The organism is Neobacillus driksii, assembly GCF_013409995.1.
GTDB lineage: Bacteria > Bacillota > Bacilli > Bacillales > Cytobacillaceae > Neobacillus > Neobacillus driksii.
The window spans coordinates 207,157-222,958 of record NZ_JACCBX010000002.1 but is presented as its reverse complement, the minus strand read 5'-3'; the positions used below and the strand labels follow the sequence as shown (position 1 = coordinate 222,958).

At 39.8% G+C, this 15,802-nt stretch carries 13 protein-coding genes; 12 read left to right on the top strand and 1 reads right to left on the bottom strand.

Going from position 1 to position 15,802, the window contains the following annotated elements; genetic code table 11:
• The first annotated feature begins 9 nt into the window (after nt 1-9).
• A complete protein-coding gene (locus F4694_RS04310) occupies nt 10-795 on the top strand; it encodes an IclR family transcriptional regulator (RefSeq protein WP_179595669.1) in 786 nt (261 codons plus the stop codon).
• 181 nt (nt 796-976) lie between these two features.
• Here the strand turns inward: F4694_RS04310 and F4694_RS04305 are convergent, their stop codons facing one another.
• Complete coding sequence (locus F4694_RS04305; RefSeq protein WP_179595668.1) at nt 977-1,966, bottom strand: NADPH:quinone oxidoreductase family protein; 990 nt, start codon at nt 1,964-1,966, stop codon at nt 977-979.
• Between the two features lie 90 nt (nt 1,967-2,056).
• Between F4694_RS04305 and F4694_RS04300 the strand changes: the two genes are divergently transcribed.
• The 11 genes from F4694_RS04300 (at nt 2,057) to celB (ending at nt 15,802) form a co-directional block, all read left to right on the top strand.
• Nucleotides 2,057-3,604 (top strand): NAD(P)H-hydrate dehydratase, encoded by a 1,548-nt coding sequence (locus F4694_RS04300; RefSeq protein WP_179595667.1) that lies wholly within the window; start codon nt 2,057-2,059, stop codon nt 3,602-3,604.
• 173 nt (nt 3,605-3,777) lie between these two features.
• The gene (locus F4694_RS04295) at nt 3,778-4,962 is read left to right on the top strand and encodes an MFS transporter (protein WP_179595666.1); all 1,185 of its coding nucleotides are present in this window, start codon (nt 3,778-3,780) and stop codon (nt 4,960-4,962) included.
• Between the two features lie 117 nt (nt 4,963-5,079).
• The gene (locus F4694_RS04290) at nt 5,080-6,000 is read left to right on the top strand and encodes a DUF1002 domain-containing protein (RefSeq protein ID WP_179595665.1); all 921 of its coding nucleotides are present in this window, start codon (nt 5,080-5,082) and stop codon (nt 5,998-6,000) included.
• Nucleotides 6,001-6,284: 284 nt separating this feature from the next.
• Nucleotides 6,285-7,427 (top strand): cell division protein FtsZ, encoded by a 1,143-nt coding sequence (gene ftsZ, locus F4694_RS04285; protein ID WP_179595664.1) that lies wholly within the window; start codon nt 6,285-6,287, stop codon nt 7,425-7,427.
• Nucleotides 7,428-7,585: 158 nt separating this feature from the next.
• A complete protein-coding gene (locus tag F4694_RS04280) occupies nt 7,586-8,569 on the top strand; it encodes a proline dehydrogenase family protein (RefSeq protein WP_179595663.1) in 984 nt (327 codons plus the stop codon).
• Between the two features lie 153 nt (nt 8,570-8,722).
• Nucleotides 8,723-9,715 (top strand): TAXI family TRAP transporter solute-binding subunit, encoded by a 993-nt coding sequence (locus tag F4694_RS04275; protein WP_179595662.1) that lies wholly within the window; start codon nt 8,723-8,725, stop codon nt 9,713-9,715.
• 77 nt (nt 9,716-9,792) lie between these two features.
• A complete protein-coding gene (locus F4694_RS04270; protein WP_179595661.1) occupies nt 9,793-10,314 on the top strand; it encodes a DUF1850 domain-containing protein in 522 nt (173 codons plus the stop codon).
• The gene (locus F4694_RS04265; RefSeq protein ID WP_179595660.1) at nt 10,301-12,256 is read left to right on the top strand and encodes a TRAP transporter permease; all 1,956 of its coding nucleotides are present in this window, start codon (nt 10,301-10,303) and stop codon (nt 12,254-12,256) included. Before F4694_RS04270 ends, F4694_RS04265 begins: the two co-directional genes overlap by 14 nt.
• Nucleotides 12,257-12,407: 151 nt before the next feature.
• Nucleotides 12,408-13,937: a DHA2 family efflux MFS transporter permease subunit gene (locus F4694_RS04260; RefSeq protein ID WP_179595659.1), complete on the top strand. Its 1,530-nt coding sequence runs from the start codon at nt 12,408-12,410 to the stop codon at nt 13,935-13,937.
• 220 nt (nt 13,938-14,157) lie between these two features.
• Nucleotides 14,158-14,463, top strand: a complete 306-nt coding sequence (locus F4694_RS04255; RefSeq protein WP_179595658.1) for a PTS sugar transporter subunit IIB — start codon at nt 14,158-14,160, stop codon at nt 14,461-14,463.
• Between the two features lie 22 nt (nt 14,464-14,485).
• On the top strand, nt 14,486-15,802 hold the full coding sequence (celB, locus tag F4694_RS04250) for a PTS cellobiose transporter subunit IIC (protein WP_179595657.1): 1,317 nt from the start codon (nt 14,486-14,488) through the stop codon (nt 15,800-15,802).

Sequence of the window (15,802 nt, the reverse complement as noted above, 5' to 3'; positions counted from 1 at the left end):
TGGATAAGTTTGCAAAGAGATAATATGGTAAAGTCCGTAAGCAGGGCGCTGGATATCGTCGCGCTTGTGGGGATGAAAAAGGGCGGTCTCGGTGTTACGGAGATTGCCAATCAGATTGATATCAATAAAAGCTCCGTTTTTCGAACACTATCCACCCTTGTTCAATATGGCTATATCGAACAGGATACGGAAACAGGGAAATACAAGCTCGGGCTTAAGTTCCTGGATATTAGCTCAAAGCTGTTAGAATCCATTGATCTAAGAACCGAAGCGAAGCCCTTTCTCCAAGAACTCGAAAATATGACGAATGAAGTGATACATTTAGTTGTCTTTGACCAGGGAGAAGTCGTTTATATCGAAAAATTAGAAGGAAATGAAACCTTACGAACTCATTCAAAGGTTGGAAAAAGAGCCCCAATGCATTGTACGTCCGTTGGAAAGGCGATACTTTCCCATTTGCCTGAAAGTGATGTTGTAGCCATCCTTGACCGAAAAGGGATGCCTTATCATACAGACCATACTATTACAACGGCGGAGGAATTCCTGCAGGAACTTAAACAAATAAGACAAAGAGGATACGCGTTTGACTTAGAAGAAAATGAGTACGGGATTACCTGTATCGCTGCACCTGTTTTTGATCATATAGGAAATGTCGTTGCAGCTGTCAGCATTTCTGGTCCAACCACACGAATGACCACCGAGCGGTTGAACCAGCTCGGACCGATCATGATTCAAACAGGCCAGAAAATATCAGCAAGACTCGGTTATCCAGAACCCGTTAATAGTGAAGATTAAGGCAAGTGGTAATCTGAGCAGGACCGAAGTCTAAAACGTTAATTGATGAGAGCCCTCACAGTGGTAAAAGATGAGATGACGGTCACTCATAAAGGTAATCAGAGCCTGAAAGCTATTAAAAGAAGATATGACGGTCACTCAAAAAAGCCGCAAAACTTTAACTAGTTTTGCGGCTTTTCTTTTACATTTTTACGATAAACCGTCCTCTTGCCTGCCCTTGTAAAATGATAGGGAGAGTCTGTGGCAGCTCTTCTAAACTAATTTCTTTGGAAATGGATTCTAGAATTTCCGGTTTGAAGTCACTGGCCATTCGCTCCCATAACGGTTTGCGAACTTCCATTGGACAATACACAGAATCAATTCCAAGAAGATTAATACCGCGAAGGATAAACGGAAACACAGTAGTAGGGACATTACCGCCGCCTGTTAATCCACTGACTGCAACGGAACCATTGTAGTGGATTTTACTTAAAATAGCCGCAAGCGATTCTCCGCCAACCGGGTCCACCGCACCAGCCCAAAGCTGTTTATCTAACGCTTTGACCTTTCCGTTATAAATTTCATCCCGGGAAACAACCTCATTCGCACCGAGTTTATGTAAATAATCATGTTCACTTTCTTTTCCAGTGCTGGCAACAACATCGTAGCCTCGTTTTGCCAGGATTGCCACAGCAATACTTCCAACGCCTCCAGTAGCACCAGTTACTAACACTTTACCTTTTTCAGGCGTAAGTCCATTTTCTTCAAGTCTTTGTACGGAAAGGGCTGCTGTTAACCCAGCCGTTCCATAGATCATCGCTTCTTTTAAAGAAAGGTTTTCAGGTAATGGAACAATCCAATCTGCAGGAATCCGTGCATATTCACTGTAACCGCCATAATGGGAAACCCCAATTTCATAGCTGGTAGCAATGACTTGATCTCCCTCTCTATAGCGAGGGTCTTCTGAAGAAACAATCACGCCCGCTAAGTCAATCCCTGGTATAAAAGGGTAGGACCGAACAATTTTACCTTCGGGAATACTGGCTAAGCCGTCTTTGTAATTAATACTCGAATAAGCAACTTTTATTAATACTTCCCCCGCAGGCAAATCATTCAAAGAAATATTTTTAATCCCGACCGTAAAATCACTTTCTTTCTTATCAACGACTAAAGCTCTGAAATCCTCTTTCAAAATAACAACCGCCTCTCTAATATAAAAATTTCCATTTCCATCATACTACATTATTATAAAAGTATAGAACTCTTAACTGGAGTGATGTTCATGTTTGCTGCCGGACAAAAGGAAATGCAGAAAATGGATCAGTATACGATTGAAAAACTCGGCTTACCTGGCGTTGTGTTAATGGAGAATGCGGGAGCTAGAGCAGTAGAGGAAATACTCAAAAGTACTGCGAACAGCAATCCTAGAGTGATTGTTTTAGCAGGAGGAGGCAATAATGGCGGTGATGGTTTCGTCATTGCACGCAGGCTTTTTGATCTTGGATTACAGCCCCAGCTATGGATCTTGGCAGATCCTGAACGTATAAAGGGCGACGCTAAACTACATTTAGATGTTTATATGAATAGAGGATTACCACTTATTCAACTACAGAAAAACAAGATAAATATACTTCAGGATGAATTAAGCAACGCTGATATTATCATTGATGCTATTCTTGGAACTGGTGTAAACGGTCCTGTTCGGGAACCGTTAAAAGATGTTATTTCACTGGTCAATACATATGCAGGAAAAAAGATGATCCTTTCTGTTGATATTCCATCAGGGGTAAGCAGCGATACTGGTAAAGTTGAGGGGGAAGCGATTAAAGCTTCTAAGACCATTACTTTTGTGTACCCGAAAAAAGGGTTCTTTTTAAATCAAGGACCTCAACATATCGGTGAGTGGAAGGCAGTAGACATTTCTGTACCGCCTTCTATTGTTGAAAAATTAGGATTAGAGATGCCTAAGCTCATTACTGAACATCTGGCCAAGGGTGCTATACCAATCCGCCCGAAACATGGTCATAAAGGCACTTTCGGTCATGCACTCATTATAGGAGGTTCTCGGCAATATGTCGGTGCTCCTATCTTCTCGGCGAAAGCTGCATTGCATTCCGGAGCAGGCTTAGTTAGCCTGGCTATTCCAGAAACGATTTATCCAATCGTTGCAGCGGAAAATCCTGAATCTTTATTACTGCCTTTGCCCGATGAGAATGGACATTTTGCAGAAAGTGCAATCGATGAACTCAAACCGTTGCTCCATCATTTTGACTGTGTTGGGGTTGGGCCTGGAATAAGCAGGTTTCCAAACGGAGAAGAGTGGATGAAATCATTATTTTCTCGCCTGACCAATCAACCCATTGTCATTGATGCAGACGCTCTCTACCTGCTACGAAACCAAATGGACTTGCTAAAGAACTATAAGGGTGTGGTAATCTTGACACCTCACCCAGGAGAAATGTCAAAGCTCCTGAATATACCGGTGAAAGAGGTAGAAGAAAATCGGCTTGAAATCGCGCGTCAATTTGCCAAAGAGCATTCTATCTATTTACTTTTAAAAGGACATCGTTCTGTAATTGCAGCACCATCGGGAGAGCTATACATCAACCCACACGGGCATGACGCACTCGGAAAAGGCGGGAGTGGTGACATTTTAACAGGTCTAATTGCGTCCTTTGTTGCACAGGGTGCTTCTCCATTACATGCGCTTATTTCTGCAAGCTATTTACATGCACGTGCCGGTGAAGACAGAGCAAAGGAATTATCCCACTATGGCGTTATGCCTTTTGATATCATCGATGGTGTGAAGAGGCTCTTAAATGAAATTTAGACATACTAAATTGGTGTACTAAATTTAATACTTTGAACTAAAATAGAAAAAGGTAAAAAATTTAGGAGTTGATTTTATGTATTTAGTGAGGCCTCCTTGTTAATCTAAAAAGACCATTCGTCCACCTCCCTACTCTTTCTTTTTAAAAAAGAAAAAAAGGAGGAACTAACTGGATGATGGTAAATAACGTAAATAAGCTTTACCTAATTATCTTTTTTCATAACCTTATCCCAGCTTACGTAATCGAACGATTATTTTGGGAACAGCGGGGTATGACGGTATTAATGGTTGTACTATGTGAAATCATCTATGCCGTGAGTATTGTCATTTTTGAAATACCTACAGGTGTTTTTGCCGACAAATTTGGCAGAAAAACTCTACTCGTAATTGGTGCTGTCTTATCGGTGTTTGAATTTATAATCTTACTGTTTGCCTATGAATTTTGGACATTTGCTTTGGTTGTCTTTCTAGCAGGCATTTCAAGCGCCTGTACAAGTGGTGCATGGAATGCGCTTTTGTATGACTCACTACTAACAGACAAAAAGCAAGAATCCTTTGAAAAAATTGTTGGCAGAATGAATTCACTTGATTTTATCGCAGCATTACTTGCCGCTCTGTCAGGAAGTGTTTTGGCGAAATACGTTGGATTTGAATTTAACTATATCGTGTCTGCGGCAAGCATGTTCCTGGGAATGGTACTTACCCTCCTATTAAAGGAACCGGCAAGAAATCGTCAGCAGCAGAAAAATAAAAAGAGTCAATCGGCCTTCATGGTTTACGTAAGAAAATCCATAACCTTTTATAAAACCAATCCAAAGGTAGTTACGATTATTACAAATGCGATGGGAATAGCAGCGTGTATTACGTATTTAGATGAGTTTTGGCAACTTTATTTAGATGAGATCGGATTTTCGGTACTATTTTTTGGACTATTTTCGGCGTGCATTTCGCTGGCAAGAATTCCAGGAAATTTACTCGCGGCTTATTTACTTATCTATTTCAAAGCACAATCCATCATTCTGTTTATACTAGGGATTACCACTTTTTGCTTTTTCATGACAGCTATTTTTCCAGGTGTAATTGGTTTATTCATGATCATACTGATTTTTTTAGCCAGTGGGGTGATAGACCCGGTTGTAACGGGATTTCTTCATCATCATGGGAGTTCGGAGATTAGAGCAACAATTGAGTCTGTTCAATCTTTGATCGAGAGCATCATAACCTTTACAGTTGGTATCGGCTTTGGTATCATATCTTCAAGTTTATCAATTGTATCAGGGTTTATTTTTTTAGGAGCATTTTCCTGTGTATTTTTCCTTTACTTTTTAAAAAGTGTTCAAGGGAATGTGAAAAACTAGAGGCCATCCTTCTGGGTGGTCTTACTAATTTTTTTTATACAAAAAATTGAAACCTATTTATCTATTTATCCGTCTTTTAACTTGAAGCACCTTAGAAATTTGATAGGGAGAGATGATATGAAACGTTTTTATAAGATGGCTGCATTTACTATTATTCTTGCAATCATATTCTCTGTGAGCAGTACAAGCATAGTGTCAGCTGATACTGGTGGTAACACGGAAGAAAGTATCAATGAAAAGTTTGGTCTTCCGATTGTCGTTTATGGGGAAGCATTATCACAAGCTCAAAAGGATGAAGTGAGAGAGTTATTAAAGGTAAACGATACGAGCAAGGTCAAAGAAATTACTGTAACTGGAGAAGATCTGGTTAAGTATATTAAAGGAGACGCTCATTCTAATATGTATTCCTCCGCAAAAATTACGCGTAAGGATGCGGGTGTGGGACTTGTTATTAATCAGGTAACTCCTGAAAATATTACAGAGGTTACCGATGAAATGTACGCAAACGCCTTATTGACAGCGGGAATTCAAGACGCAGTCGTAGATGTTGCTTCACCTGTAAAAGTCAGTGGACACTCTGCTTTAGTTGGAATTTATAAGGCTTATGATGCAGGTGAAGGTGCAACTCTTGATTTGGAGCGCACAGAAGTCGCCAATGAAGAACTAAATTTAGCTACTGATCTAGCGAAAAAAGAGGGGCTGGATCAGGATAAAGTAAGTGAGCTCTTAACAGAAATCAAAAAGGAAATAGCTGAGCAAAACCCAGCAACAAAAGAAGAACTTGCGGCACTTATTGATGAAAAATTAAAGACACTCGAAATCAGTCTAAGTCCGGAAGACCGGCAGTTGTTACTAGACTTATTTGAGAAAATGAGAAACTTAAATATTAATTTCGATAATGTTAAATCCCAGCTCGAAAACCTTACCCAGGATATTCAGCAGCGGATTGAAGAAGCAGTGGGCGACAAGAATTTTCTCCAACAAGTAGCCGATTTCTTTAAACAATTAATAGAAAATATCAAAAGTATATTCTCATAATATTAAGGCTCAGTCATTGGACTGAGCCTTTCGAACGTTTGTAACAAAATTTTAATGATAAAAAAAAGAGGAATGATTATAGGACTATATAAAAATCCCCAGATTTTTGTTAAAATAGAATTTAAGAAAAAAGGATTCGACAAAATTCACAAAAATATGCTTGAGTTAGATTATACTAGTGTAATAAATCTGCTAAAAGCTGTAAAACTTAAAAATAAACAATAGAATTTTTTGAATTTTGAATAATGATGCAATGATTTTGCGGAAGCAGGAGGAAGTAGACTATGTGGGATTTTGAAATGGATATAGATCAAGTAGCAAGAATAAAAGTAATTGGTGTTGGCGGCGGCGGTAATAACGCTGTAAACCGAATGATAGAAGACGGTGTTCAAGGTGTAGAATTTATTGCTGTAAATACCGATGCCCAAGCTTTAAAACTATCAAAAGCAGAAATTAAAATGCAAATCGGTGCAACATTAACTAGAGGTTTAGGTGCTGGTGCAAATCCAGAGGTCGGCAGAAATGCAGTAGAGGAAAGCAGGAAGCAGATCCAAGAAGTACTAAAAGGAGCAGATATGGTCTTTGTTACCGCTGGTATGGGCGGAGGAACAGGGACTGGAGCTGCACCAGCGATTGCCCAAATTTCACGTGAGCTTGGTGCTTTAACCATTGGGGTTGTGACACGTCCATTCGGATTTGAAGGCCGAAAACGTGCAACGAATGCAGCAGCTGGGATTGATTTAATGCGTGAAGCAGTAGATACATTGATTATTGTTCCAAACGATCGTCTATTGCAAATCGTAGATAAAAAGACTCCGATGATTCAAGCTTTCCGTGAGGCAGATAACGTGCTCAGACAAGGTGTGCAGGGGATTTCCGATTTAATTGCCGTACCTGGCTTAATTAACCTCGATTTCGCAGACGTGAAAACGATTATGTCTAATCAAGGGACTGCCTTAATGGGTATTGGTATGGCGAAAGGTAAGGACCGAGCTGTGGAGGCAGCAAAGAAGGCTATTTCAAGTCCATTGTTAGAAACCTCTATCGATGGCGCTCAGGGTGTCTTAATGAATATCACGGGCGGCAGTAATTTAAGTCTATATGAAGTTCAAGAGGCGGCAGATATCGTTTCTTCTGCTGCGGACAAGGAATTAAACATGATTTTTGGTTCGATTATCAATGAAGACTTAAAAGATGAAATCATGATCACCGTTATTGCAACGGGTTTTTCTGAAACAGAATTATCTTCACGAAAGAACACAGTTAGTCCATCAAGGGATGTTATCTCAAGACCACAATCTCAAGGTATCTCACGGCGAGAACAAAATGTTCAAGAAGAGCCAAAGCCTAGTCAGGATAGACAAAGACCACATTCAGAAGATACGCTGGATATTCCTACATTCCTGCGTAATCGTAATCGAAGATAATGCCACCACCAGGGCTGCTGAGAACCATCTCAGCAGCCCTTTTTTGGTTCATAAGTACAAATGAATTCAATTTCGACAATTTTTTAAAAACTATGAGGAGCATTTGAAACTTTTATGCTAAAATAATAGTGAAATAACAACAGCAAGGAGAATTCGCTATGTTGAAGGATATTTTTATAGGCTTATCTCAAAATCAATTTTTAAATAATGCAGCTAAGAAGTATGGATTAAAAATGGGTGCACAAAGTGTCGTTGCAGGTACCAATATCGATGAAGTAATCAAAAGTATTAAAGAACTCAATGCACACGGAATTTCTTGTACCGTTGATAACTTAGGTGAATTCGTCTTTAAAGAAGAAGAGGCGACAGAAGCAAAGGAACAAATTCTTAAGGTTATTGAAGCGATTCATGAGCATAATGTCGATGCCCATATCTCTTTAAAACCTACGCAATTAGGCTTGGATATCGAATACAACTTCTGCTTAAGCAACTTAAGAGAAATCGTTGATCGTGCTAACAACTATGGAATTTTTGTAAACGTTGACATGGAAGACACCGGTCACCTGCAGCCTACTTTTGATGTTTTAGATGAGCTGTCTAAGGAATATGACAACGTTGGAACGGTTATTCAGGCATATTTACTTCGTGCTGATGAATACCTTGAAAAATATAAAAACTTCCGTATGCGGATTGTAAAAGGTGCTTACAAGGAGCCCGCTGAATACGCTTACCAAAATAAAAAAGATATCGATGCTAATTTTATTAAACTAATTGAATGGCATATAGTAAACGGCAAATTTACTTCAATTGCCACCCATGATCACAATGTCATTAACCACGTGAAGGAATTTGTAAAAAAGAACAACATCCCGAATGAACAATTTGAGTTTCAAATGCTTTATGGATTTAGAAAGGAGATGCAGCTGCAGCTAGCTAAAGAAGGCTATAACTTCTGTACGTATGTACCTTTTGGAAATGACTGGTACGGCTATTTCATGAGGCGTCTTGCTGAAAGACCTCAGAACTTAAATCTTGTAGCCAAGCAAGTACTTAACAAAAAAACAAACACGATTATTGGTGTTGCTGCAGGGTCATTTTTGTTAGGAAGACTGACGAAGAGTGCTAAAAAGAAACGTAGATAAGACCGTTTAAAACTCCTTTCAAATGAAAGGGGTTTCTTTTTTTATGAAGAAATAGCCCTAAAGAACTAATCTTGGTAAAATTGACAAGTTTGTACCTGACAATTAATAAGTATTGATTGATGGACGGTATTTTATAAAAAGGGGGAAGTTTTAATGAAAAAGAAAGGGTTCTATCTTTCAATCGTGTTTCTCATAACACTCTCTATGATTCTAGCAGCATGTGGAAACAAAGAGGAGGGCGGGGAAAAGCCAGCAAATGAAGAAAAAGAAAAGCCAAAATTTATTAGTATTTTAACGGGGGGGACTGGCGGCACCTATTACCCGTTAGGAGGCTCCTTTGCTGAGATTATTAAAGATGAAACAGGTATCGATGCGAATGCTGAAACGAGTGGTGCTTCTGCGGAAAACATGACGACCCTAAAAAATGGTGATGCCGAAATTGCCTTTTCCCAAACGGATATTGCTTCATATGCTGCTGAAGGAAAATTAATGTTTGCAAACAACAAGGTTGATAATATAAAGGCAATTGCCACCTTATATCCAGAAACGATTCAAATCGTAACAACAAAAAAATCCGGGATTACATCAGTCGAAGATTTAAAAGGCAAAAAGGTTTCTGTAGGTGCACCTGGTTCTGGTACAGTGGCAAATGCCGAGCAAATTCTTGAAGTACATGGGATGACTTTTGATGATATTCACAAACAAGATTTATCATTTGATGAGTCTACACAGGGAATTCAAGATGGTACCATTGACGCGGCTTTTGTAACAGCAGGTACTCCGACTGGTGCAGTCGAAAGTCTTGGTGCTACAGAAGATATAGTCATAGTACCAATTGAACAAGATAAAATTGATAACCTGATTCAAAAGTATCCATTCTATGTAAAGGAAGAAGTACCTTCAGGGACATACGGATTGGAGTCTGCAGTAACAACAGTAGCTGTTCAAGCGATGCTTGTTGCAAACAGTGATCTTGCTGATAACGTTGTCCACGATATTACAAAAGCAATCTTTGAAAATCTTGATAAAGTGACACATGCAAAAGGGAAATTAATTAAAGTCGAAAACGCCTTAAACGGTGTGGGGATTGATGTACATCCTGGTGCACAAAAATACTTTGATGAAAAAGGCGTAAAAGCACAGTAACAGATTTCGCTGTGAATAAATTGGCCGGTGGCATGAATAGCAGCCGGCCCCCTTTTCCATAAAGTAGGGAGGGGAAAATGCCTAAACTTCAACCAATCCAATATCTATTAATCTTTATTATCATCCTTATCTTACTAGTATTCATACCCTTTCAGAAAGCGATTGTCTTTCAGCCAAATGACAGCAATGCGAAGTTTGCATACATTCCTGTTAAAAACGAAACTCATTTTGAAATCAAATACACTCATTCCATTCATTTATCCGATGTGGTTGAGAGCTATATAATTACTCATGACGAGAGGATTCAACAATATGAGCTTATGTATGAGGATTTTGCCATCGGCATGCCCTCTAATGCCGAAAAAGGAGAAACATTCGAACAAGAAAATGGAGCTTATTACATCAAAAACATGAATCGGGTCTTTCCTTTCTTTCACTTACGAATCGGACAGGTTCGTGCCAATCATACCGTGATTTTTAAAAATAAGGAATACCCTATATCTCGTTCAATAAAACCGGGCACGTCTGTAAAAGTGGAAATACGTAAATTGAACTTTTTTAAGCAATGGAAAGGAGTGAATATCCTTGAGTCACTATGAAGAAACACTGTCAGAGGCTAAGCAGCAGGAGCTTTTAGAGAAATATGACCCTGAAGCTGGAACACGGAAACTAAAAGGACTACCTCTTTGGATTGCCTTCGCAGGTTTATTAGCCTTTTCCCTCTTCCACTTATACACTGGAATATTTGGCATGTTAACCGCGCAGTTGCAGCGTTCCATCCATTTAGGTTTTGCACTCGCACTCATTTTCTTACTCTTTCCTGCCCGAAAGAAAAATCGGGGAAAGGAGATTAAGGTCGCTTGGTATGATATCATTCTTGCGATCGTTTCAGTCATCGTTGGGGCTTATTGGCCGGTCATGATTGATGATTTGGTCTTACGGACAGGAAATGTCACCGGGATGGACTTTTTTGTTGGTCTTTCAGCTATTTTACTAGTTTTAGAGGCAACACGAAGGACCGTTGGTCTGCCAATTACCATTATTGCCATTGTTTTTATGATATACGCGGTATTTGGACCGTATATGCCGAGTGCCATTGCACACAGAGGTTTAGAATTGGATCGGTTAGTCCAGACAATGTTTTTTACAACAGAAGGAATTCTTGGAACACCGATTGGCGTATCTTCAACCTTTATCTTTCTCTTTTTATTATTCGGTTCCTTTTTAATCAAGACCGGTGTAGGTGAGTATTTTAACGATTTGTCGATTGCGATTGCCGGCAGGAGTGTGGGGGGACCTGCGAAGGTAGCTGTATTCTCAAGCGCTTTACAAGGTACAATCAGCGGCAGTTCTGTTGCGAATGTGGTAACATCCGGTGCCTTTACAATACCAATGATGAAAAACCTGGGATATAAAAAGGAATTTGCCGGTGCGGTGGAGGCGTCCTCGTCTACAGGCGGACAGTTAATGCCACCGGTTATGGGAGCGGCAGCATTCTTGATGGTTGAATTCATTGGAGGGGGTATCTCCTACTGGGAAATAGCGAAGGCTGCTGCAATCCCGGCCATTCTTTATTTTACAGGTATTTGGATTATGACTCATTTTGAAGCAAAGCGAATCGGTCTTCGTGGGTTAACCAAGGAAGAAATGCCGAGCAGGAAAGAGGTTCTAGGGAAACTTTACTTATTACTTCCAATTATTGCGATTGTCCTTTTGTTAATGTCCGGTATGAGTGTCATTCGTGCTGCGTTATGGTCGATTGTTATTACTGTCGTGGTAAGTGCAATTCGAAAGGAAACTAGGATCGGATTTAAAGGGATTGTTGAAGCTTTAGTAGATGGAGCACGGTCTGCTTTAGGTGTTGCTGCTGCAACCGCTGCTGCAGGGATCATTGTCGGAGTTGTAACAAAAACAGGGCTGGGTTTAAAAATGGCTAACGGGCTTCTTGATATTGCCGGAGGGGCATTGCTGCCAACTTTGTTTTTGACAATGATTGCTTCTTTGATATTGGGAATGGGTTCGCCAACGACAGCTAATTATGTCATTACTTCAACCATTGCAGCACCAGCGATTATTCTGTTAGGAGTCCCTGATTTATCTGCTCACTTATTTGTGTTTTATTTTGGCATCGTGGCCGATATTACTCCACCAGTTGCTCTAGCTGCATTTGCTGCCGCGGCTATTTCCGGAGGAGAACCGTTTAAAACAGGTGTGGAATCAACAAAGCTTGCGATTTCTGCTTTTATCATCCCCTATATGTTTGTCTTGTCACCAGAATTACTAATGATTGATACCACGTGGACCTATCTAATTTGGGTTGTATTTACAGCTTTTATTGGCATGATCGCCATTAGTGCTGGAGTTATTGGTTTTTGGGTGCGAAAATTGAATTGGATAGAACGTATTGCTTCTCTTGGAGCGGGATTATGTTTAATTTATCCAGAAAATATCTCCGACATTGTCGGATTAGTATTGTTTGCGGTATTACTCGCTTTGCAATATTTTTATAAACGTGGTCACATTCCTAAAGTGCAAAATTGAATAAAAGGTGAAACTCGGGACTCATTTTTACCGTTCCGAGTTTTTTTCTTTTAGTATTTGCTGACTTGAAATAATTAACATTGCAGTTATGATAAATTTTGCTTTAATTGGTAAAATAAATAAGAAGTCTTGAAGCAGGGGGATACATAAAATGGAACAAACCATGAATAAGACTGACCGCCCGCCTTATGGCATTATTGCGGTTTTAATCATTGGTGCCTTTATTGCTTTTTTAAATAATACATTATTAAATGTCGCGTTACCTTCAATCATGAAAGACTTAGATGTCGATACATCGACGGTTCAGTGGCTGACAACCGGATTTATGCTGGTAAATGGAATATTGATCCCTACTACTGCATTCTTAATTCAAAAATATACTGTTCGCCGGTTATTTCTAGTCGCAATGGGATTGTTTACAATTGGTACGCTTATAGCCGGAATCGCCCATGCATTTCCTTTATTATTAACAGCGCGAATGGTGCAAGCTTCAGGCTCGGCAATTATGATGCCGCTGTTAATGAATGTAATGTTAGTAAGCTTTCCAATTGAAAAAAGGGGAGCGGCCATGGGGGTTTTTGGGTTAATTCTGATGTTTGCACCTGCTATTGGTCCAACTTTATCCGGATGGATTATCGAACATTATGATTGGAGAATGCTGTTCCATTTCGTAACTCCAATTGCAGCAGTCATTCTTATCTTAGGATTTATGAGGCTTAAAGATAAAAAGGAGAAAGTCAATATCTCCCTTGATTTCTTTTCGCTTTTGCTTTCGAGCATTGGTTTCGGAGGACTGTTATATGGTTTTAGTTCTGCCGGTAGTAGAGGATGGGACAGTCCGCATGTTTATTTGACAATTACTATCGGAGTTGTTTCGTTGGTTTGGTTTATCTTACGGCAATTAAAGCAAGATCGGCCAATGCTCAACTTTAGGATTTTTAAATATAATATGTTTGCCCTTTCATCGGCTATTTCAGCGATCGTCAATATCGCCATGTTTTCAGGTTTTCTGCTCCTCCCTATTTATGTTCAAACAATCCGTGGAATTTCTCCTTTTGATGCAGGTTTAATGCTGCTGCCTGGAGCCATTGTGAATGCTCTTATGTCGCCTGTTACCGGAAGATTATTTGACAAAATTGGCGGTAGAATTTTAGCAATAGTGGGTTTGAGTATTACAACGATTACTACTTATTTCTTCAGCAGGTTATCATTTGAAACATCCTATATGTCCTTGGTTCTTTTACATGCGATAAGAATGTTTGGAATGTCAATGGTGTTTATGCCGGTGTCTACGAACGGATTAAATCAATTACCAAAACGGTTTTATCCACACGGAACAGCAATGAACAGTACTATGCAGCAGGTATCCGCTGCTATTGGAACAGGTTTATTGATTACCATTATGTCTAATCGATCAGAGTCATATGGAAAAGAACTTGCAGCTTCTGCTATGCAAAAAATGTCTGGGCAGCCAACAGAAGCAGCACTTTCAGAAATGCAACAACAAATTGCAATGGAAGCTATGTTAGAGGGCATTAACTATACCTTTTTTATATCAGCCATCATTATTGGTGCGGCATTGGTTCTTGCGTTCTTTATTAAACGAGCGAAATCTGAAGAAGAAAAACAGGATGAGACTTCTTCTAGTAAGCAGGTAGTAAATAAATTAGCCAAGACTTAACGGCTAATAAGGGAAATCGTACTTAGTACGAATTCTTTTTTTTATTGGGGTAATTGTAGAATTGTCCTAAATTTAAAAAATGAGAATATAGTTTAGTACGGTTAAGAATTTGTATAGGCGGGGGGAGAATTTCAAAGAACCAATGTTATACAGGTGTAATTGAAATTTCTTTCGAAAAATGTAAGCGATTACAAATTAAATTGGAAATGGGGGGCTGTAATTGAATATCTTATTATGCTGTGCAGCAGGTATGTCTACCAGTCTATTGGTGGCGAAGATGGAAAATGCTGCAAAAGCAGAAGGAATTGAAGCGAAAATATGGGCAGTGAGTGCGAATGAGGTTAATAATCACTTGGATGCTGCAGATGTGTTACTTGTGGGTCCGCAGGTACGCTATTTGCTGCCTCAATTAAAGAAAAAGGGACTTGAAAAAGGGATTCCAGTTGATGCGATTAACCCTGTACATTATGGAATGTGCAATGGTGCGGAGGTATTAAAGTTTGCGAGAAATTTAATAGGTTCATAATTTCACATAGGGGTGAATAGATATGGCCAAATTTACTCAAATACTGGAAGAAAAGTTCATGCCGATCGCAGGAAAGATTGCCGGTCAGAAACACTTGCAGGCACTTCGTGATGGAATTATCTTAACGATGCCGCTTATTATCATTGGATCTATCTTCTTAATTATTGGATTCCTGCCGTTTAAAGGATATCCGGAATTTATGGCAGGTATGTTTGGTGACGCGTGGCTGACTGAACTATTATATCCTGTAACCGCTACCTTTGATATTATGGCGCTGATTGCAGGTTTTGGTATTGCCTATCGATTGGCAGAGCATTACAAAGTAGACGCGTTGAATGCAGGTGCTATATCTGTCGCGGCTTTTGTTCTTGCCACACCATACTTTACCATGTTTACACCAGAGGGGGCTAGCGAAGCAGTTCAAGTTGGCGGGGTACTGCCAATAGCATTACTGGGAAGCAAGGGGTTGTTTGTTGCGATGATCCTTGCGATGGTTTCAACTGAAATTTATCGATTTATTATTCAAAAAAATATTGTTATCAAAATGCCTGATGGCGTACCTCCAAGTGTTAGTAAATCTTTTATTGCATTATTTCCGGCCTTCATTGTTATTTTAGTGGTTTGGTTGATTCGTTTATTGATAGAAAATACATCCTTTGAAACCTTACACAACGTAGTTGGAAAGCTGTTACAGGAACCGCTTGGTGCACTTGGAGGCTCCTTAATTGGTGCCTTAATAGCTGTATTCTTTGTCCAGCTTTTATGGTCGACTGGATTACACGGTGCCAGTATTGTTGGCGGGGTAATGGGTCCTATCTGGCTGGCTGCAACGGACGCTAACAGAGTAGCACTTACCGCTGGTAATGAATTGCCAAATGTGGTTACACAGCAATTTTTTGATATTTTCATTTACATGGGTGGATCTGGAGCGACATTTACATTTGCCATAATGATGATGTTTATGGCAAAGAGTCAGCATTCCAAGACATTAGGCAGACTAGCAATTGGACCAGGAATTTTTAATATTAATGAGCCAATTACTTTCGGTGCGCCGATTGTCGCTAACCCATTGCTTATCGTTCCATTTATTCTAGCACCACTAGCCTTAACCATTACCACATATATTGGGATGACCACTGGCTTTGCACCTAAGACCGCAGGAGTCGCCGTTCCATGGACCACTCCTCCAATTATCGGCGGTTACCTGGCCACAGGTGGAAACTTCAGAGGTGCCTTAATGCAACTAATCAACCTAGCCGTATCCTTCGCTATCTACTACCCATTCTTTAGAATGTGGGATAAACAAAACTACAAAGTCGAACAAGGTGCTGAAAAATAA